The sequence below is a fragment of the Azospirillum sp. Marseille-Q6669 genome, assembly GCF_965111635.1.
This window is the reverse complement of the sequence record NZ_CBCOOP010000006.1, coordinates 337,808-356,369: the sequence shown is the minus strand read 5'-3', so window position 1 is coordinate 356,369 and position 18,562 is coordinate 337,808. Positions and strand designations below refer to the sequence as shown.

The window sequence follows — 18,562 nt, the reverse complement described above, 5'->3', positions numbered from 1 at the left end:
TTCGCCCAACCCTCAGCCCGTGCGGTCCAACCGGCGCAGATGCAGCATGTAGAGCCGGGAGAATCGCGTCACCAGATCGTGGAACGGCAGTGGCTTCACCGGGGTGAAGGGCAAGGCCAGCTCTTGCGCGCCCGTCCCTACGGCGTGGCGCGCCAGTTCGCGGCCTACGGCGGTGCCCAGCGCCATGCCGCGCCCGTTGTAGCCGACCGCCCCGGTCACGCCGGGCGCCAGCTCGTGGAAATGGGGCCGGAAATCGGCGGTCATCGCCAGATGCCCGCTCCAGCTCCGCGCGATGGCCGGGTTGCCGATCTGGGGAAAGACGCGGCGGATGCGTTCCCGCGTGCGCTCCCGCGCCCGCCGCTCGGCGTCCGCCGACCGCACCAGCGTGCAGCCGGAGACCAGCCGGTTGTCGGCGGTCCAGCGGAAGAAATGCAGGTCGCCGCGGGTGTCGCTGCACGCCATGTCGGAGGGCAGCACGCTGGCGCGCAGGGCGGCGGGCAGCGGCTCCGTCACCATCTGGAAGTTCAGCACCGGCACGATGGAGCGGCGCAGCCCTGGCCACAGATCGTCGGTGTAGGCGTTGGTCGCCAGAACGACGCGGTCGGAGGTCACGCTGCCGCGCGGCGTGGTCAGCCGCCAAGCGGTTCCGACGCGGTCGATGGCGGCGACGGCCGTGTCGCTGTGGATGGCGACGCCCAGCCCGAGGGCGGCACGCGCCATCTCGCGGGCCAGCGACAGCGGGTTCACATGGCCGCCGGTCGGGGCGACCATGGCGCCGTGCCAGAAGCGCGTGCCCAGCGCCCGTTCCGTCTGCGCTGCGTCGAGCAAGGCGACCTCGGCCCCCAGCGCCCGCCACTGCGCGACCCGCTGCTCGGCCGCCGCCATGCGGCCCGGCCGGTGGGCCGGCTGGATCCAGCCCTTCTGCACGCCGTCGCAACGCATCTGGTAGCGTTCGATCAGGTCGAAGACCAGCGCCGCCGAGCCGCCGACCATGCGGGCCAGCGCCGATCCCTTCGCCTCGCCGTAGGCCGCCGTCAGGTTGACGGGGTCGAGGCGCGACAGAGTCGGGATGATCTGGCCGTTGTTGCGGCCCGACCCGCCGAAGCCTGGCTCGCGCGCCTCCAGCACCGCCACGCGTACGCCCCGCTCGGCCAGGTGGATCGCCGTGGACAGGCCGGTGACGCCCGCCCCCACCACCGCCACGTCCACCCGGATCGCCCCGTCCAGCGGGCCGCTCTCCGGGCCAGCCACGGCGCTGGCCGCCCAGTGGGACTCCGGCAGCGGCGCGTCCAGCAGCGGTTTGAGAAGCGCGCTCATCGCGCCCCCTCCTCCACCAGCAGCGTCTTGGCCAGCGCCACCCAGTAGCTGGCGCCGATGGCCAGGTTGGCGTCGTTGAAGTCGTAGCCGGGGTTGTGCAGCAGGCAGCCGCCGTCCGTCGGCCCGTTGCCCAGCCAGACGTAGCAGCCCGGCCGCTCCTTCAGCATGAAGGCGAAATCCTCCGCCCCCATTGAGGGCATCGGGTCGTGGTCGATGTTCTCCTCGCCGACCAGCGATGCGGCGACGCGGGCGCACAGCGCGGTCTCGGCGGCGCTGTTGACCGTCGCCGGGTAGCGCCGCTCGTAGCGCACGCTGGCGGTGCAGCCGAAGGCGGCGGCAGTGTGCTCGGCGAGCGCGCGCAGCCGCGCCTCGACCACGTCCTGCACCCCCTCCTTGAAGGCGCGGACGGTGCCGCGCAGCGTCACCTCCGCCGGGATGACGTTCCAGGTGTCGCCGCCGGTGATCCAGGTGGTCGAGACCACGGCGCTGTCCAGCGGGTGCAGGCTGCGCCCCGGAATGGTCTGCAGGGTGGTCAGCAGATGACCGGCGGCGGTCATCGGGTCGTGGCCGAGATGCGGCATGGCGGCGTGGCTGCCCTTGCCGTGGACCGTCACCTCGAAGATGTCGTAGCTGCCCATCATCGGCCCCGGCCGCAGCGCGATCTGCCCGAGCGGCAGGCCCGGCCAGTTGTGCATGCCGTAGACGCCGTCCACCGGAAACCGCTCGAACAGCCCCTCCGCGACCATCTCGCGGGCGCCGCCCTCGTTCTCCTCGGCCGGCTGGAAGATGACGTGCAGCGTCCCGGCGAAGTCGGGATCGTCGGCCAGGACCTTGGTCGCCCCCAGCAGCATGGTGGTGTGACCGTCGTGGCCACAGGCGTGCATCCGCCCCGGATTGACCGAGCGGTGGGCGAAGTCGTTGGTCTCGTGGATGTGCAGCGCGTCCATGTCGGCGCGCAGCGCGATGGCCCGGCCGCCGGGGCGGCGGCCCTTCAGCGTGCCGACCACGCCGGTGCGCCCCAGCCCCGTCGCCACCTCCAGCCCGAAGGCGTGCAGCTTGTCCGCGACGAAGGCGGCGGTCTCGTGCTCCTCGAAGGCGGTTTCGGGATGGGCGTGCAGATGGTGCCGCCACTGCCGCATCTCCGGGGCCAGAGCCTCGGCGGCGGGATGCAGGCGGACGTTCGCGGGGATGGTCATTCCGGAGACTCCTGGGGTCCGCCCGCCGGCAGGCTGTAGCGGAAGTCGCAGTGGCTGGCGCCCTGCATGATGGTCTGGGTGCGGGTGAAGCGGACGTCGGGGCGGTAGCCGCACATGAACTCGCCATCCCGGTTGCAGGACAGGATGTCGCCGATCTCCTCCACGCCCATGGCGCGGTAGCTTTCGGCGTAGCGACAGCGCGTGACGTTGAAGCCCAGCCGGTCGGGCGCGCTCTCGATCACCTCCAGCCGCAGGGCGTCCCCGGCGGTCCACAGGGCCAGCCGCTCGTGGAAGGTGGCGAGGTCGGCGGTGCCGCGGGTGGCGCGGTCCTCCGCCGCCATGGCGGCGCCGGCCTCGCGGGCCATCACCTCGATGGCGCGGGCGAGCACGGCGCGCGCCCGCTCCCGCCCGATCTCGGGCAGGAGCTGGTCGTAGAGCACCTTGGCGAAGGCCGCCTCGATGCGCCGCCGCTCCAGGATGGGCAGGGGGGCAGACGCGGGAGCGGCGTTTTCGGTGTCGGTGGTCATCGCTGCGATCCTTTTTCCGTCAGCCGCCGAGATAGGCCGCCCGCACGCGCGGGTCGGCGGCCAGATCGGCGGCGCTGCCCGAGAGTGTCACCCTTCCCGCCTCCATGACATAGGCGTGATCGGCGACGCGCAGCGCGGCGCGGGCGTTCTGCTCCACCAGCAGGATCGAGGTGCCCTCGCCGCGGATCTGGACCAGCAGGTCGAAGATCTGCTTCACGACCATCGGCGCGAGGCCGAGCGACGGCTCGTCGAGCAGCAGCAGGCGGGGCTTCGACATCAGGGCGCGGGCGATGCACAGCATCTGCTGCTCGCCGCCCGACAGCGATCCCGCCTTCTGGGTCAGCCGCTCGCGCAGGCGGGGGAACAGCTCCAGCATCCGCTCCATGCGGGCGGCGCGGTCATGGCGCAGCGTCCGTCCGCCCAGCAGCAGGTTCTCCCGCACCGTCATGGTGCCGAAGATCTGCCGCCCCTCCGGCGCCTGGGCGAGGCCGCGGCGCACCACCTCGTGGCTGGGGCTGTCGGTCATGTCCTCGCCGTCGAAGACGGTGGCGCCACCGCTGGTGCGGTAGATGCCCGACAAGGCGCGCATCAGCGTGGTCTTGCCGACGCCGTTGGCGCCCAGAACGGCGACGATGGCCCCCTCCGCCACGTCGAGCGAGACGCCGCGCAGGATCTCCTGCGGCCCCATGCGCACCGTCAGGTCGCGGACCTCCAGGATGCGGCGGGTGGCGACGGTGTGTGCGGCGTCAAGCGGCATCGTCTTCCACTCCCAGATAGGCTTCGAGGACGGCGGGGTCGCGCTGCACCGCCTCCGGCGTGCCGTCGGCGATCTTGCGGCCGGACGCCAGGACGATGACGCGGCTGCAGCTTCCCATCACCAGCCCCATGTCGTGCTCCACCAGCAGGACGGTGACGCCGCCCGCGTGCAGGCGGCGGATGAAGTCGGCCAGCTCCGCCGTCTCGGTGTCGTTCAGGCCCGCCGCCGGCTCGTCGAGGATCAGCAGGCGGGGCGCGGTCGCCAGAGCGCGGGCGATCTCCAGATACTTGCGCTTGCCGTAGGACAGGTTGGCGGCGATGTCCCCGGCCTGGGCGGTCAGGCCGACGCGCTCCAGCGCCTCCCAGCTCCGCTCGCTGACCGCACGGCTGTGGGCGCCGCCGTTGACCAGCGCCCGCCAGGGCGACTGGCCGAAGGCGCCGACCGCCCCGACGGACACGTTGTCGAACACCGTCATGTTGGGGAAGACGCGCAGGTTCTGGAAGGTGCGGCCCATGCCCATGCGGGCGATCTGCCAGGGCTTGCGCCCCGTGACGTCCTGCCCGTCGAAGGTCACGGTGCCGTCCGACGGCGGGGTGAAGCCGGTGATCAGGTTGAACAGGGTGGTCTTGCCGGCGCCGTTGGGGCCGATCAGCCCGACCAGCTCGCCCTTGGCGATGGTGGCGCTGACGTCGCTGACCGCCAGGAGGCCGCCGAAGCGCCGGGTCAGCCCCTGGATGGAGAGAAGCGTGTTGCTCATGATCCGCCTCACTTCCAGCCGACGGGCGTGCCGCCGGCGATGGTGGCCCAGCCGCGGGAGAAGGAGCGGCGGACGAAGCCCAGCGCGGTGCCTTCGGCCAGCATGCCCTTGGGCAGCAGCAGGATGGACAGGAACATGGTCGCCCCGACGGCGATCATGCGGTAATCGCCGATGTCGCGCAGCGCCTCCGGCAGGACGATCATGAACAGGGCGCCGACGACCGCGCCGGGAAGGCTGCCCAGCCCGCCGACCACCACCATCGCCAGGATCAGGATCGATTCCATGAAGCGGAAGTTGTCCGGCGCGATGTAGGCGGAGGTGTGGGCGAGCAGCGCCCCGGCGATGCCGGCGAAGAAGGTGGCGACGACGAAGGACTCGATCTTCAGCCGCTCCACGTTGATGCCCATGCTGTCGGCGCACTGGTCGTCCTCGCGCAGAGCCCGCAGCGCGTTGCCGTAGTAGGAGTGGGTCAGCCGGTGCAGCACCCAGACGCAGGCGACGGCGATGACCGCGACCGCCAGATAGCGGCTGAGCAGCGTGTCGGCCGACCAGCCGAACAGCTCGATCGGCGGGATGCCGCGGATGCCCATCGGGCCGCGCGTCACGTCCACCCAGTTCAGCAGGACCACGTAGATCATCTCACCGATGCCGAGCGTGGCGACGGCGAAGTAGATGCTGACCAGCCGCATGGTCGGCAGCGCCACCAGGAAGCCGAACAACGCGGCGATCAGCCCCGCCGCCGGCAGCGTGACGATGAAGGGCAGGCCGAGCTTCGTGGACAGCAGAGCCGCGGCGTAGGCGCCGATGCCGTAGAAGGCGGCATGGCCAATCGACAGCAGCCCGGCGGTGCCCGTCACATGGTTCAGGCTGGCCGACAGGATCACGAAGATCATCGTCGTGATGGCGATCTGGGCGAGGTAGCTGGACCCGGTGCCGACGATCGCGGCGGGCACGGCGCCGAAGGCGACCGCCAGCAGGAGAAGGGTCCAGGCGAACCGCCGGCCTCGCCCGGAAAACGCGGCGGGCGGCGCGAGGGTGGCCGGCATCAGCCGGGCGTCAGGCACGTTCACGTCCATGTCCGAACAATCCTTGCGGGAAGAAGACCAGCGTGATGACCAGAAGGCTGTAGGTGATCAGGTCCTTCCAGCCGCTCGACAGGAACTCGGTCGCGATGCTCTCCGACACGCCGAGCAGCAGGGCGCAGGCGACCGCCCCCGGGATGCTCGACAGGCCGCCCATCACCATGGCGACGAAGGCCTTGACGCCCGGCGCGAAGCCCATGTGCGGCGAGATGGCGCCGTCGTAGAGGCCGACCAGGATTCCCGCCGTGGCGCCCAGCATCGAGCCGACCGCGAAGGTGGTGACGATGGTGCGGTCGGTGTTGATGCCGACGTAGCGGGCGCCGAGCTGGTTGTTGGACACCGCACGGATGCCGAGGCCGGTCTGGGTGCGGTAGAGCAGGAACTGCAGCGCGCCCAGCATGACGGCGGAGGTGGCGAAAATGACCAGGCTGCCGCTGGCGACCATGATCGGCCCGATGGCGACCGGCTGCTGCAGCAGGTAGCCGGACGGGATGCCCTGCATGTCGCCGCCGAAGATGTGCATCATGATCTCGCGCGTCACGATCGACACGGCGAGCGAGGAGAGCAGCGTCGCCTCGCGCATGGCGCGGGATTTCTGGCTGGCCTCGTCGGTGAAGCGGCGGAAGGGGCGGAAGGCGATGCGCTCCAGCCCGACGCCGGACACAGCACCCACCGCCAGGACCAGCGGCACCACCGCCAGCAGCGGCGGGGCCAGCGCGGTGATGACCATCAGCCCGACGAAGGCGCCGATGGTGTAGACCTCGCCATGGGCGAAGTTGACGACGTTCAGGACGCCGAAGATCAGCGTGAAGCCGATCGCCATCAGGGCGTAGACGCACCCGATGGACAGGCCGTTGATGACCTGCTGAAGGAAGAAGACATCGAAGACCATGGCGTGCTCCAGGCTTCGGGGAGCGCGCCCGCCGGTCCCGGCGGAGCGCGCACCACGGCGTGAGTCCCGAAAGGAGGATCGTGTGGAAAGCCCTGGGGCGTCCCTGGGGCGTCCTTAGACGGTACCGGTCAGGGACCGGTCACGACCTGGAAGCGGCCGTCCTTCACCATCATCTTCGCCAGCGCCTTCGCCGGCTCGCGGGTGACGGGGTCGAAGCTGGTGGCGCCGGTCACGCCGGGATAGTTGGTGGTGGCGGCCAGCGCGTCGCGCAGGCTCTCGCGCGTCACCGACGGTCCGGCCTTGGCGACGGCGTCCAGCATGATGCCAACCGCGTCATAGGCCTGGGCGGCGAACATGCCGGGCTCCGACTTGAAGCGCGCGGCGTATTCCTTCACGAAGGTCTGCACCGCCGGATCGGGGTTGTCGGGCGTGAAGGTGGTGGCGAGGTGCAGCCCCTCCACCGATTCACGCCCCAGCTCGATCAGCTTGGGCGAGTAGAGGGAGCTGGTACCGTAGAGCGGGATCTTGATGCCGAGTTGCTCACGCTGCTGGGCGAAAGCGGCCCCCTCCTCGTAGAACATCGCGAGGTAGATCACGTCGGGCTTCTGCCGGGCGACCTTGGTCAGGATGGAGCGGAAATCGCGGTTGCCGGGGTTGAAGGCCTCGGTGGCGGTGATCTTGCCGCCCTTGGCCTTGAAACCGCTGACGAAACCGTCGAGCGCCGAGATGCCCCAGTCGTTCTGGATGTAGATCACCGCCGCCGTCTTCTTGCCCGCCGCGATGATCCAGTCGGCGTTGTATGGGCCTTCGAAGGCCTGGGTGGTGATGTTGCGGAACTGCCAGGGGCTGAGCTTGGTGAAATCCGGGTGCGAGGCGGTCTGGGAGAGCTGCGGCATCTTCTCGGCCGCGTAGATCTCGCCCGCCGCCATCGACACGGTGGAGGAGAAGTCGCCGATCACCCCGACGATCTTGGAATTGTCGAGGAATTTGTGCGCGATGTTGCGCGCCTCCTTGGGATCGTCCTTGCTGTCCTCGAAGGTGATGGCGACCTTGGCGCCGGCCAGCTTGCCCGAGGCGTTGAACTCCTCCAGCTTGATCTGCGCGGCGTTGCGGAACATCTCGCCATACTGGCTGCGGTCGCCGCTGAGCGGCGCCTGATAGCCGATGACGATCTCGCGGTCGGCGGCCTGGACGGCGGTGCCGGTGACCAGCATGGCGCCCAGAACGGCGCCGAGAATGGCGTTCTTCCTCATGATTCGATTCCCCTGTCGGCGAGGCTGGACGGTCAGTTCGCGGCGGCCGGAGCGGCGGCGCCCGGCGTGATCGTCAGGTGGCAGCAGGTGCTGCGGCCCGGCTTCCAGGTGTCGACCTCGATCTCGAAGCCGGCGGTCTCGAAGGTGCCCTTGTCGACCGCGCCGGCGAGTTCGCAGAGCGTCTCCACCGTCTGCGCCGGCAGGTTGGCTTCCAGCCAGGCTTCCTTCAGCGGGCAGGTGTGGAAGCGGATCTCCAGCACCTCGTCGGTGCAGCGCACGACCTCCGGACCGAACTGGACCTCGGCGTCGGGGATGAACTTCAGGAAGGAGTCGCGCAGGCCGGCCAGATCGGCCGGGGCGTGGGGCGCGAAATTGTGGGCGATGGCCGCACCCCGGCGATAGATGGTGCGCGCCATGATCTCCCGGGCCTTCTCCTCGCCGATCTCCTTGCGCATCTCGTCGAAGGCCGCCTCATAGACCATCGCGCGGCTCTTCATCGCGTTGCGCAGAAGTGTGCGAAACTCATCCATCGGTGAATGCTCCTGTTTTTTTGCCAAGTGTCTTGCGGTGGCGATTTTTGTTTTTTGAAAGCGCTTGTTCTTGCGTCAGAGGGACGGGCCGCCCTGAAGGAAGGCCTCGATCCGCGCCTCGTCGGCGGCGGTGTCGAAACCGGCCCGCGCCATCCAGGCGTCGTCGTGGTAGGTGTTGCGGTAGCGCTCGCCGGAATCGCAGATCAGCGTCACCAGCGACCCGGCCCGCCCGGCGTCGCGCATCTGTCCGGCGATCCAGCACAGCCCGAAGAAGTTCGTCCCGGTGGACCCGCCGACCATCCGGCCCAGACGCCGCGACAGCACCCGCATCGCCGCCAGCGAGGCCACGTCGGGCACCTTGATCATCTGGTCGACGACCTCGGGGATGAAGGACGGCTCGACGCGGGGCCGCCCGATGCCCTCGATGCGCGATCCGCGCTCGCAGGTCAGCGCGGCGTCGCGGTTGACGAAGCTCTCGTAGAAGACCGAATGCTCGGCGTCGGGCACGCACAGCCGGGTCGGCAGATGGCGGTAGCGGATGTGGCGCCCGATGGTGGCGGCGGTGCCGCCGGTGCCGGCGCTCATCACGATCCAGTCGGGCACCGGATGGCGCTCGCTGCGCATCTGGCCGAAGATCGACTGGGCGATGTTGTCGGTGCGCCAGTCGGTGGCGCGCTCGGCGTAGGTGAACTGGTCGAGATAGACGCCGCCCAGCCGCACCGCCAGCGCCGCCGCTTCGGCGTAGATCGCCTTGGAGGATTCGACGAAGTGGCAGCGCCCGCCGTGCAGTTCGATGGCGGCGACCTTCTCGTCCGACGTGCCACGCGGCATCACCGCGTGGAAGGGCAGGCCGAGCAGTCGGGCGAAATAGGCTTCCGACACCGCGGTGGAGCCCGACGACGCCTCGATCACCGGCGTGCCCTCGCCGATCCGCCCGTTGCAGATGGCGAACAGCAGCAGCGACCGCGCGACGCGGTGCTTTAGGCTGCCGGTGGGGTGGGTCGATTCGTCCTTCAGATAGACGTCGATCCCCGACAGCTCCAGCGCGTCGAGCTTGAGCAGCGGCGTGTCGGGCGACCGCGCCGCCTCGGTTTCCAGCAGCTCGATCGCGCGCCGGGTCCAGTCGCGGCCGGTGGCCTCGGGCAGCGGGGTGTGTTCGAGGCGGAACGGCTGACGGATCGAACCGGCGTTGGGAGGAAACGGCACGGTCTGCGCGGAAGCGGTCATGTCACCCTCAAAGCGCGATGACGGCGTCGATCTCGACCGACGCGCCGAGCGGCAGCGCCGACACTTCGACGGTCGAGCGGGCGGGGAACGGCGCCTGGAAGAAGCCGGCATAGACCTCGTTCACCGCCTTGAACTGGCTGAGGTCGGTCACGTAGACGGTCATCTTCACCGCCTTCGCCAGGCTGGTTCCGGCGGCCTCGGCGATCGCCGCGATATTGGTCAGGCTGCGCGCCGCCTGGGTGGGCGCGTCCGGGCCGGCGAAGGCCCCGGTGGCCGGGTCGATCGGCAGCTGGCCGGAGACGAACAGCAGCCCCCCGGCGACGCGGGCCTGGGCGTAGGGGCCGATGGCGGCCGGGGCTTTGTCCGTGGCGATGGTGTCGGTCATCATCCTGATCTTTCCTGTGTTGGCCCTGTCTCGGCCCTGTTCTGGCCCTGTGGTGGCGACCATCGCCGGTGCTCAAAGGCTGGGCGGTCTGCCCGCGGGGACGGCATGCGGGTGCATGCAAATTCCTCAAAACGAAAAAGCTTTTCTCCAGGCCGGCCAAACGAGCAAAATCATCCGTCCCAACCTCGAAGGCCCCGAGCAACCCCAATGACCATCGACGCTACCGACCGGAAGATCCTGGCCGCCCTTCAGGCTGACGCGACCCTGTCGCTCGCCGACCTCGGCAAGCAGGTCGGCCTGTCCGCCACCCCCTGCTGGCGCCGCGTGCAACGCCTTGAACAGGAAGGTTATGTCCGCCGCCGCGTGGCGTTGCTGGACCGGGCCAAGCTGAACGTCGACGTGACCGTCTTCGTGGCCGTCCGAACCAGCAAACACTCGGCGGAATGGCTGGAGGAGTTCCGCCGCGTGGTGGCCGACATACCGGAGGTTGTCGATCTCTACCGTTTGAGCGGCGAAATCGATTATCTGCTGCGGGTGGTCATTCCGGACATCAAGGCCTACGACGCTTTCTATCGAAAGCTCATCGAGCGCATCGAGCTTCAGGATGTCTCGTCAATGTTCGCCATGGAGGAAATGAAGTCGACAACGGAAGTCCCCCTTTCTTACGTAAAAACCCAGACAAGCTAGGATTTTACTTGTTAGTCTTCTTTTTAGACTCTCACTTAGGCAATTTCTGCGAAGCCCCTGTAGTGATTCTCAATATCGCATGGTTCGTATGAGAATTTTTTACTTTTTTGGCTGAGAAGGCGTTTCGCTGTAGAAAATATTTCCACGTTAAAAGCATCTCATAGAAAATTCATTTCTCGTGGCTGCCGGTGTGCGAATGGATCGGGCGTTTGGCCTCTATAACCCTCTCCCCCGAGGGGAGAGGGGACTTCAAATGCTGTCACCCCGCGCTCAGCACCCGTTGCCTATTGCCTGCGCAAAGCGGCCGATCTATATGCGTCACGTCTCACTCAATGAGACGCTGAAACCGCCAGGGCAGGCGAACCTTGAAAACGCGCAGCACGCAGATTCCTGACGACGCGGCCAAGCCGAAGGCCGCCGCCACCGACCGGACCTTCGCCATCCTGGAGCTGGTCGCGTCGGCCTCCGGCCCGCTGGCGGTCAAGACCATCGGGGCGACGCTCGGCCTGCCCAAGCCGACCGCCCACCGCCTCGTCAACAGCCTGATCGACAAGGGGCTTCTGGCGCGGGACCTGGAAACGCGCGACGTCATCATCGGCGTCGAGGCGGCGCGGCTGGCGGTCGGCATCCTGCGCGCCTCGCTGTCCCGCGCGCCGGTCCGATCCGTATTGCGCGCGGTCAGCGCCGAACTGGGGGAAACCTGCAACGTCGGCGTCCTCGACGGCGGCGACGTCGTCTATCTCGACCGCGTGGAGGTCGAGCACTGGCCCCTGCGCCTCCAGTTCGGCGCGGGATCGCGCGTGCCGATGCACTGCACGGCCATGGGCAAGCTGTTCCTCGCCACCCTGCCGGACGGCATGCGGAGCCGCCTGCTGGCCTCCGGCCCCTTCTCCGCGCAGACCACCCACACCCTCACCGATCCGGACGCGCTGGCCGCCGAGCTGGAGCGCATCGCCGCGCGCGGCTACTCGCTCGACGACGAGGAGTATGTGGTGGGCGTGTTCTGCGTGGCGGTGCCGATCCTCTCCTCCACGGGCCGCACGGTGGCGGCCATCGCCGTGCAGGCGCCGAAGGTCCGGCTGTCGCACGACCGTGTCGAGCAGGTCCTGCCCATCCTCCGCCGCGGCGCCCAGGCCCTGTCCGCGCAGTTCGGATAGCCCTCCTACCCCCATCGTTCTTCAAAACCGGACGTTTCATCGCCCGAGCCGCGGAATGCCGGCCGGGCATGCCCCCGTATGCATGGATAATTGGGTACACGAACTTTTTGGGCTTGCGCGACTCAGGGTCCTGTGAGTTAATGATACAAATCGTATCGCTGAATGAGACCAAGAGGCCGAGCGATACGCTTCCAGTCACGGGGAGGAACGATGACGCGGAAGATCGCCTTGGGCTCCGCTCCGTTGCGGGAGCCTCGCGAACCAACAACCGAAGACGCCGCCGATACGAACTCTGGTGACCGCCGGCCGCTCGCCGACCGCGTCCTGGCCTTGCTGGACGCGGTGGCCGGGGCAGGGCAGCCGATGGCCGTCAAGGACATCGCCGAGAAGCTGGCCCTGCCGAAGCCGACCGCGCACCGGCTGATCGCCATGCTGGAGGAACGCGGCTTCCTCGCCCGCCCGTTCGACGGCCGGCTGGTGACCGTCGGCCCGAAACTGCGCACTCTGGCGCTCAACACGCTGCGCAGCTCCCTGGCCCAGGCGCCGTCGCACGCCCGGCTGCGGGCGCTCAGCCTGGAGTTGGGGGAGACCTGCAACATCGGCGTGCTGGAGGGCGGCGACGTCGTCTATCTCGACCGCGTGGAGGTGGAAAACTGGCCGCTGCGGCTGGAATTCGGCGTCGGGTCGCGGGTGCCGCTGCATTGCACGGCGATGGGCAAGCTGTTCCTTGCCTTCCTGCCGGACCTGCCGCGGCGGCGCCTGCTGGATTGCCTGCCACTGCCCCGGATGGCGGCGGCGACGTTGTGCGACCCGGCGCTGTTCCGCGCCGAGTTGGAGCGCATCGCCGCCTGCGGCCACTCCCTCGACGACGAGGAATACATGCCGGGCGTCTTCTGCGCGGCGGTGCCGATCCGCGACGGCGCCGGGCGGATGGTCGCCGCCCTGGCGGTGCAGGCGCCCAAGGTCCGGCTGTCGCGGGAATCGGTGGCCGACCGGCTGCCGGTCCTGCACCGCGCCGCAAGCGACATGGCCCACGCGCTGGGCATCGACGCCGCCCCGGCCGAGCCGGCCCTCTCACCTTAAGGAAGACGGACGCCATGGCAAGGACGCTTGAAACGACCGCCGCCGGATGCCCGGCCCGGCTGATGGCGCGCAGCGCCACCCTGGAGCCGGTTCCCACGGCGGTGGTCGCCGCGGGATCGCCGGTCGCGCTGGAAAGCGCGCGGCGTGCCACCGCCCTCGGCCTCATCGAGCCGGTCCTCGTCGGCGACTCCGCGGCCATCGCCGACAGCGCCCGCCGCATCGGCTGGACACTCCACGGCGCCTGCGTGGTTCCGGCCAGGGACGACGCGGCGGCGGCGCGGATCGCGGTGGCGCTCGCCCGCTCCGGCGACGTGGGCGCGCTAATGAAAGGGCACATCCACACCGACACGCTGATGCTGGCGGCCCTCGACCCGAAAAACGGGCTGCGCACCGGGCGCCGTTTCACCCACGCCTTCCATATGACGCTGCCGGGGTCGGGCCGTGAGCTGGTCATCACCGACGCGGCGATCAACGTGGCGCCGTCCCTGACGACCCAGCTGGACATCATCCGCAACGCCGTGGAGCTGTGGCGGCTGGTCGGCGGCGCCGATCCGCGCGTGGCGCTGCTGTCCTGCACCGAGGAGGTGACGGAACGCGTGCCCTCCAGCATGGACGCCGACCGGCTGACCCGCCTGTGCCGGCAGGAGGTGCCGGGGGCGACGGTGTTCGGGCCGCTGGCGCTCGACCTCGCGGTGTCCGCCGAGGCGGCGCGGATCAAGAACCTGTCCCACCCCTGCGCCGGGGCCGCCGACATCCTGGTGGTGCCGAACATCGAAACCGGCAACGCCCTGTTCAAGGCGCTGGTGCACTTCCTGGACGCGGTCGCCGCGGGCATCGTGCTGGGCGCTGCGGTGCCGATCGTCCTCACCTCGCGCGCCGACCCGCCGGCGGCTCGAATCGCCGCCGCCGCCATCGCCCAGATCGTCGCCGGGCGCCGCCGCTCCGTCACGCCGGGCGCGCCCTACGCCACCACCGCAGCCAAGGGAGGCGCCGCACCCGGCCTGCACGCCTGACAGTCAAAAAAACAAACCCCGCCAAAAAATAAGCCCTGGGAGGGAATGCAAATGCTCCGCAACGCCTTGACGCTCACCGCGGCGGTGGTCGCGCTGCTGACACCCGTCCTTTCATCCGGCACCGCGCGCGCCGACGACTACCCGTCGCGCCCCATCGAGGTCATCGCGACCTTCGGGGCTGGCGGCGGCGCCGACCTGATGGCGCGCCAGTTCGCGCGCCTCGCCGAACCGCATCTCCGCGTCGCCATGCCCGTCGTGAACGTGTCCGGGGCGTCGGGCAACGCCGGCCTGACGCGGGTCCTGACCAACCCGGCCGACGGCTACACGGTCGGCACGCTGATCGCGCTGTCCGTCTCCTCCTGGGCGTCGGGCCTGGGCACGGCGAAGCCGGACAATTTCGTCTATGTGGCGATGATGCAGAACTCGCCATCGATGCTCTACGTCTCGAAGAACAGCCCCTTCAAGACCTACGAGGAGTTTGCCGCCCACGCCAAGGCCAACCCCGGCAAGCTGCGCGTCGCCACCTCCGGCTACGGCACGCAGGACGACATCACGCTGAAGTATCTCGGAACCCAGGGTGTGCCGGTGACCAACGTCCCCTTCGCCCGCCCGTCGGAGCGCTACGCCTCGCCGATCGGCGGCCACACCGACGCGATCTACGAGGAGCCGGGCGACGTCGCCCAGTTCCTGAAGTCCGGCGACCTGCGCCCGATCGTCGTGTTCGACAAGCAGCGCCACCCCTCCTTCCCCGACGTGCCGGCCTCGGCGGAGCTGGGTCTGGACATCGGCGACCTGCCCAACTTCCGCACGCTGGCCGTACCCGCCAGCACGCCGCCCGAGCGCGTGCAGAAGCTGCACGAGGCCGCCGCCAAGGTGCTGGCGAGCCCGGAATGGAAGACCTTCTGCGCCGACACCTTCACCTGCGTCGACACGCTGGTGACGCCGGACCAGGCCAAGGAGGAGGTCAAGGCCTTCTATGAGACGGTGAAGGGCTATCTGGACCGCTTCGCGACCAAGACCGTCGGCCAGACACCGGGCTAAGTCCGGTTCCGACGCCGCTCCATCCGTTTCATCGCTCCTCAGGGAGGAAACCGTGACTCCCCTGTCCCACGGTCTTCGCCGACTGGCGACACCCGCGGCCCTGCTCCTCGGGTCGCTTCTTCTCTCGCAACACATCGTGCGCGACAGCACCATGATCGCCAGCCTGCCGGACCCGGTGGGACCGACGGGATGGCCTCGGCTGATGCTGGGCGCGGTCGGGCTGTGCGCCCTGATCTGGATCGGCAAGGAACTCCTGGCGCTGCGGCGCGCGGCCCAGCGGCACATGCCGGTCGACGAGGAATACGAAGGCTACGCCTATGGCCGGGCCATGATCGGGCTGGGCTTGGTCGTCCTGTACGGCATCGCCCTGCCGCAGCTCGGCTTTCCCATCGCCACGCTGGCCTTCGTCGCCCTGTGGTGCGTCATCGGCGGCATCCGGCGACCGCTCACGCTGGCGCTGGTCACCGGCATCGGTTGCGTCGTGCTGCTCTATGTCTTCGTCCTGCTCGCCCAGATGCCGCTGAACCGCGGCCACGGCGTCTTCGACGACTTCACCGTCGCGCTCTACCGCCTGCTCGGCATCTACTGAGCCGGCCACCGGAAGGATCGTCCCATGGATATCCTCGCCAATCTGGCCGGTGGCTTCGCCGGCGCCCTCGACCCGTACAACTTCGTCCTCCTCGTGTCGGGCCTGATGATCGGGGTGGTGGCCGGCGCCCTGCCGGGCATCTCCTTCGTCAACGCCATGGCCATCGCCCTGCCCTTCACCTACCTGCTGCCGCCGGTCACGGCGATGTCGTTCCTCGGCGGCATCTATGTGGGTGGCGTGTTCGGCGGCTCGATCTCCTCGATCCTCATCAACATCCCCGGCACGCCGGCCTCGCTGCCCAGCTGCTGGGACGGCTACCCGATGACGCGCAAGGGCCTGTCCTCGCGGGCGCTGAGCATCGCCATCACCGCCTCCGCCTTCGGGGGGCTGGCCAGCGCGTTGCTGCTGACCTTCGGCGCCCCGCCCTTCGCCAGCTTCGCGCTGAAGTTCGACCAGCCGGAGTTCTTCGCCGCCACCATCCTCGGCCTCGTCAGCGTCATCGCCATCGCCAAGGACGCCCCGCTGATGAGCGCCGTCTCGATGTTCCTCGGCCTGCTGATCGGGACGGTCGGCGTCGATCCGATGTACGGCATGCCCCGCCTGACGCTGGGTGTTCCCGACCTGGAGAGCGGCATCAACTTCACCGTCGTGATGATCGGCCTCTTCGCCATCGGCGAGGTCGTGGACCTGATCTGCAAGCGGGCCGGCGGCGCCCGCTCCATCGCCACGAAGCCCGGCAAGCAGATCGGCTTGGCGGATCTGTGGCGGATCAAGTCCTCCATCCTGCGCGGCACCGGCCTCGGCTGCACCATCGGCGTCATCCCCGGCGCCGGGGCTACGGTGGGATCGGTCATCGCCTACAGCGTGGAGAAGCAGGCGTCGGGCAAGGGCGACCGCTTCGGCACCGGCGTGGAGGAAGGGCTGGCGGCCCCGGAGGCGGCCAAGAACGCCACCACCGGCACCGCGATGATCCCGCTGCTCACGCTGGGCATCCCCGGCAGCGCCGCCACGGCGATCATGCTGGCCGCCATGCTGATCCACGGGCTGAACCCCGGCCCGCTCCTCTTCACCTCGAACGCCTCGCTGGTCTACACGATCTTCGCCAGCATGCTGATCGCCAACCTGCTGATGATCGTCGCGGCGATGGGCGTGGCGCGGGTCTTCTCCACGCTGATGCGCGTACCACCGGCCATTCTCGGCGCCTTCATCATCGTGCTGAGCGTCGTCGGCGCCTACGGCGTGCGCAACAACCTCTTCGACGTCTATGTCTGCCTCGCCTTCGGCATCGCCGGCTACGTCATGAAGCGCACCGGCTTCCCGCCGGCTCCGCTGGTGGTCGGCGTGATCCTGGGGCCGCTGTGCGAGCGCTACTTCCTCACCTCGCTCGCCAACTACGACGGCAACATGGCGGTCTTCTTCAGCCGCCCGATCAGCGGCACGATCCTGGCCCTGGCCGCCGCCTTCCTCGTCTGGTCGATGTGGCCGTCGGGCAAGCCGCTGCTCCGCCGCCCGCCCAAGGACCCGGCCCACGGCGATCCGGCCCACGGCAACCCGCCCCGCAAGGAACCGCCGCAGCGGGTGCTCAAAGCCTGACCGTCCGAACCAACGAACGAACCTTCAGGGAGAGAGACAAGCAACCATGGACAACATCATGCTCGACCGAACGCCGGCCAGCGCCGACCAGGAGGCCGTCGCCGCCCTCGTCGCCCGCGCCCGCGCCGCCCAGCGCGCCTTCGCCGACGCCACGCAGGAGCGGGTGGACGACGCCGTCGCCGCCCTCGCCTGGGCGATCTACGAGCCGGGCCGCGCCCGCGCCCTGGCGGAGCTGGCGGTGGCCGACACCGGCCTCGGCAACGTCGCGGACAAAGTCACCAAGAACCAGCGCAAGACCTTCGGCACGCTGCGCGACCTGATGCGGGTGCGCACCGTCGGCGTGATCGAGGAGGACACCGCCAAGGGCATCGTCAAGATCGCCAAGCCGCTGGGCGTCGTCGGCGCCGTCACCCCCTCCACCAACCCGGCGGCCACGCCGGTCAACAAGGCGATGATGGCCGTCAAGGGCCGCAACGCCATCATCATCGCCCCCTCCCCCATGGGCTCCGCCGCCACCGGCCGCACGGTCGAGCTGATGCGGGCCGAGCTGGCGCGCATCGGCGCGCCGGAGGATCTGGTGCAGATGATCCCCACTCCCATCACCAAGGGCCTGACCCAGGCGCTGATGGAGGCGGTCGACCTCGTCGTCGTCACCGGCTCGCAGGACAACGTGCGCCGCGCCTATTCCAGCGGCACCCCGGCCATCGGTGTCGGGGCCGGCAACGTCCCGGTCATCGTGGACGAGAGCGCCGATCTGGCCGACGCGGCGCGCAAGATCTGCGCCTCCAAGACCTTCGACAACTCCACCTCCTGCTCGTCGGAGAACGCACTGGTCGTTCTCGACTCCGTCTACGACGCGACCATCGCGGCGCTGGAGGAAGCCGGCGCCTACTTCTGCACGGCGGAGGAGCGGGAGCGCGTGCAGTCCCGCCTGTGGGAGAACGGCAAGCTGAACCGCAAGCTGATCGCCAAGGACCCCGCCATCCTCGCCGAGGCGTTCGAGCTGTCGCCCAAGGCGCGCGAGGCCCGCTTCTTCCTGGTGGAGGAGACCGGCGTCGGCAAGGCGCATCCTTTCTCCGGCGAGAAGCTGTCGCTGGTGCTGGCGGTCTACCGGGTACCGGACTTCGACGCGGCGGTCGATCAGGTGCGCCGGATCCTCGACCACCAGGGGCGCGGCCATTCCTGCGGCATCCACACGCGGGACGAGGCCCACGCCAAACGGCTGGCCGACGAGCTGGACGTGGTGCGCGTGCTGGTCAACTTCGCCCACACCTTCGGCAATGGCGGCGGCTTCGACAGCGGGCTGAACTTCACCCTCTCCATGGGCTGCGGGAGCTGGCAGAAGAACTCCATCTCCGAAAACCTGAACTGGAAGCATTTCGTCAACATCACCCACCTCGTCCGCCCGATCCCGGAGGACAAGCCGAGCGAAGAGGCCCTGTTCGGCCCCTTCTGGTCCCGCCACGGACGCTGACG

19 protein-coding genes are annotated in these 18,562 nt (G+C 69.2%); 8 read left to right on the top strand and 11 right to left on the bottom strand.

From position 1 onward, the window contains the following. Positions 1–12: 12 nt before the first annotated feature. The 11 genes from ACWPXE_RS30185 to ACWPXE_RS30135 form a co-directional block, all read right to left on the bottom strand. A complete protein-coding gene (locus ACWPXE_RS30185; RefSeq protein ID WP_454020773.1) occupies positions 13–1,317 on the bottom strand; it encodes an NAD(P)/FAD-dependent oxidoreductase in 1,305 nt (434 codons plus the stop codon). Continuing rightward, positions 1,314–2,513 (bottom strand): M20 aminoacylase family protein, encoded by a 1,200-nt coding sequence (locus tag ACWPXE_RS30180; protein WP_454020772.1) that lies wholly within the window; start codon positions 2,511–2,513, stop codon positions 1,314–1,316. Before ACWPXE_RS30180 ends, ACWPXE_RS30185 begins: the two co-directional genes overlap by 4 nt. Beyond that, complete coding sequence (locus tag ACWPXE_RS30175; RefSeq protein WP_454020771.1) at positions 2,510–3,040, bottom strand: L-2-amino-thiazoline-4-carboxylic acid hydrolase; 531 nt, start codon at positions 3,038–3,040, stop codon at positions 2,510–2,512. Before ACWPXE_RS30175 ends, ACWPXE_RS30180 begins: the two co-directional genes overlap by 4 nt. A gap of 19 nt (positions 3,041–3,059) precedes the next feature. Continuing rightward, on the bottom strand, positions 3,060–3,797 hold the full coding sequence (locus ACWPXE_RS30170; RefSeq protein WP_454020770.1) for an ABC transporter ATP-binding protein: 738 nt from the start codon (positions 3,795–3,797) through the stop codon (positions 3,060–3,062). Beyond that, positions 3,787–4,554 (bottom strand): ABC transporter ATP-binding protein, encoded by a 768-nt coding sequence (locus ACWPXE_RS30165; protein WP_094307113.1) that lies wholly within the window; start codon positions 4,552–4,554, stop codon positions 3,787–3,789. Before ACWPXE_RS30165 ends, ACWPXE_RS30170 begins: the two co-directional genes overlap by 11 nt. A gap of 8 nt (positions 4,555–4,562) precedes the next feature. Further along, on the bottom strand, positions 4,563–5,630 hold the full coding sequence (locus ACWPXE_RS30160) for a branched-chain amino acid ABC transporter permease (protein ID WP_454020769.1): 1,068 nt from the start codon (positions 5,628–5,630) through the stop codon (positions 4,563–4,565). Continuing rightward, positions 5,611–6,528, bottom strand: coding sequence for a branched-chain amino acid ABC transporter permease (locus ACWPXE_RS30155; protein WP_145626239.1), 918 nt, complete (start codon positions 6,526–6,528; stop codon positions 5,611–5,613). The genes ACWPXE_RS30160 and ACWPXE_RS30155 overlap by 20 nt, the downstream gene beginning before the upstream one ends. A gap of 128 nt (positions 6,529–6,656) precedes the next feature. Further along, entirely contained in the window at positions 6,657–7,781 is a 1,125-nt protein-coding gene (locus tag ACWPXE_RS30150) for an ABC transporter substrate-binding protein (RefSeq protein WP_454020768.1), read from the bottom strand. Between the two features lie 32 nt (positions 7,782–7,813). Further along, positions 7,814–8,311 (bottom strand): L-2-amino-thiazoline-4-carboxylic acid hydrolase, encoded by a 498-nt coding sequence (locus tag ACWPXE_RS30145; protein WP_103040630.1) that lies wholly within the window; start codon positions 8,309–8,311, stop codon positions 7,814–7,816. Positions 8,312–8,386: 75 nt separating this feature from the next. Beyond that, positions 8,387–9,538: a PLP-dependent cysteine synthase family protein gene (locus tag ACWPXE_RS30140; protein WP_454020767.1), complete on the bottom strand. Its 1,152-nt coding sequence runs from the start codon at positions 9,536–9,538 to the stop codon at positions 8,387–8,389. A 7-nt stretch (positions 9,539–9,545) separates the two neighbouring features. Further along, a complete protein-coding gene (locus tag ACWPXE_RS30135; RefSeq protein ID WP_454020766.1) occupies positions 9,546–9,926 on the bottom strand; it encodes a Rid family detoxifying hydrolase in 381 nt (126 codons plus the stop codon). Between the two features lie 204 nt (positions 9,927–10,130). On the opposite strand from ACWPXE_RS30135, the gene ACWPXE_RS30130 reads away from it, so the two are divergent. From ACWPXE_RS30130 to sauS, 8 genes are all read left to right on the top strand, one after another. Then, positions 10,131–10,610, top strand: coding sequence for an Lrp/AsnC family transcriptional regulator (locus ACWPXE_RS30130; RefSeq protein WP_103040629.1), 480 nt, complete (start codon positions 10,131–10,133; stop codon positions 10,608–10,610). A gap of 365 nt (positions 10,611–10,975) precedes the next feature. Then, entirely contained in the window at positions 10,976–11,767 is a 792-nt protein-coding gene (locus tag ACWPXE_RS30125; protein WP_454020765.1) for an IclR family transcriptional regulator, read from the top strand. Between the two features lie 210 nt (positions 11,768–11,977). Then, positions 11,978–12,850 carry an IclR family transcriptional regulator gene (locus ACWPXE_RS30120; protein WP_454020764.1) on the top strand — a complete coding sequence of 291 codons (873 nt, stop codon included), beginning with the start codon at positions 11,978–11,980 and terminating at the stop codon, positions 12,848–12,850. Between the two features lie 14 nt (positions 12,851–12,864). Continuing rightward, positions 12,865–13,863 carry a bifunctional enoyl-CoA hydratase/phosphate acetyltransferase gene (locus tag ACWPXE_RS30115; RefSeq protein WP_454020763.1) on the top strand — a complete coding sequence of 333 codons (999 nt, stop codon included), beginning with the start codon at positions 12,865–12,867 and terminating at the stop codon, positions 13,861–13,863. Positions 13,864–13,914: 51 nt separating this feature from the next. After that, on the top strand, positions 13,915–14,904 hold the full coding sequence (locus ACWPXE_RS30110; RefSeq protein WP_454020762.1) for a Bug family tripartite tricarboxylate transporter substrate binding protein: 990 nt from the start codon (positions 13,915–13,917) through the stop codon (positions 14,902–14,904). A 52-nt stretch (positions 14,905–14,956) separates the two neighbouring features. Then, positions 14,957–15,493, top strand: coding sequence for a tripartite tricarboxylate transporter TctB family protein (locus ACWPXE_RS30105; protein WP_454020761.1), 537 nt, complete (start codon positions 14,957–14,959; stop codon positions 15,491–15,493). Positions 15,494–15,517: 24 nt separating this feature from the next. After that, a complete protein-coding gene (locus ACWPXE_RS30100) occupies positions 15,518–17,086 on the top strand; it encodes a tripartite tricarboxylate transporter permease (RefSeq protein ID WP_454020760.1) in 1,569 nt (522 codons plus the stop codon). Positions 17,087–17,132: 46 nt separating this feature from the next. Beyond that, a complete protein-coding gene (gene sauS, locus ACWPXE_RS30095) occupies positions 17,133–18,560 on the top strand; it encodes an acylating sulfoacetaldehyde dehydrogenase (RefSeq protein ID WP_454020759.1) in 1,428 nt (475 codons plus the stop codon). Positions 18,561–18,562: the final 2 nt, after the last annotated feature.

What these genes read in the sequence shown, in the direction of transcription:
- ACWPXE_RS30185 (WP_454020773.1), bottom strand. Translation starts at nt 1,317, where the DNA reads ATGAGCGCGCTTCTCAAACCGCTGCTGGACGCGCCGCTGCCGGAGTCC.
- ACWPXE_RS30180 (WP_454020772.1), bottom strand. Translation starts at nt 2,513, where the DNA reads ATGACCATCCCCGCGAACGTCCGCCTGCATCCCGCCGCCGAGGCTCTG.
- ACWPXE_RS30175 (WP_454020771.1), bottom strand. Translation starts at nt 3,040, where the DNA reads ATGACCACCGACACCGAAAACGCCGCTCCCGCGTCTGCCCCCCTGCCC.
- ACWPXE_RS30170 (WP_454020770.1), bottom strand. Translation starts at nt 3,797, where the DNA reads ATGCCGCTTGACGCCGCACACACCGTCGCCACCCGCCGCATCCTGGAG.
- ACWPXE_RS30165 (WP_094307113.1), bottom strand. Translation starts at nt 4,554, where the DNA reads ATGAGCAACACGCTTCTCTCCATCCAGGGGCTGACCCGGCGCTTCGGC.
- ACWPXE_RS30160 (WP_454020769.1), bottom strand. Translation starts at nt 5,630, where the DNA reads ATGGACGTGAACGTGCCTGACGCCCGGCTGATGCCGGCCACCCTCGCG.
- ACWPXE_RS30155 (WP_145626239.1), bottom strand. Translation starts at nt 6,528, where the DNA reads ATGGTCTTCGATGTCTTCTTCCTTCAGCAGGTCATCAACGGCCTGTCC.
- ACWPXE_RS30150 (WP_454020768.1), bottom strand. Translation starts at nt 7,781, where the DNA reads ATGAGGAAGAACGCCATTCTCGGCGCCGTTCTGGGCGCCATGCTGGTC.
- ACWPXE_RS30145 (WP_103040630.1), bottom strand. Translation starts at nt 8,311, where the DNA reads ATGGATGAGTTTCGCACACTTCTGCGCAACGCGATGAAGAGCCGCGCG.
- ACWPXE_RS30140 (WP_454020767.1), bottom strand. Translation starts at nt 9,538, where the DNA reads ATGACCGCTTCCGCGCAGACCGTGCCGTTTCCTCCCAACGCCGGTTCG.
- ACWPXE_RS30135 (WP_454020766.1), bottom strand. Translation starts at nt 9,926, where the DNA reads ATGATGACCGACACCATCGCCACGGACAAAGCCCCGGCCGCCATCGGC.
- ACWPXE_RS30130 (WP_103040629.1), top strand. Translation starts at nt 10,131, where the DNA reads ATGACCATCGACGCTACCGACCGGAAGATCCTGGCCGCCCTTCAGGCT.
- ACWPXE_RS30120 (WP_454020764.1), top strand. Translation starts at nt 11,978, where the DNA reads ATGACGCGGAAGATCGCCTTGGGCTCCGCTCCGTTGCGGGAGCCTCGC.
- ACWPXE_RS30115 (WP_454020763.1), top strand. Translation starts at nt 12,865, where the DNA reads ATGGCAAGGACGCTTGAAACGACCGCCGCCGGATGCCCGGCCCGGCTG.
- ACWPXE_RS30110 (WP_454020762.1), top strand. Translation starts at nt 13,915, where the DNA reads ATGCTCCGCAACGCCTTGACGCTCACCGCGGCGGTGGTCGCGCTGCTG.
- ACWPXE_RS30100 (WP_454020760.1), top strand. Translation starts at nt 15,518, where the DNA reads ATGGATATCCTCGCCAATCTGGCCGGTGGCTTCGCCGGCGCCCTCGAC.
- sauS (WP_454020759.1), top strand. Translation starts at nt 17,133, where the DNA reads ATGGACAACATCATGCTCGACCGAACGCCGGCCAGCGCCGACCAGGAG.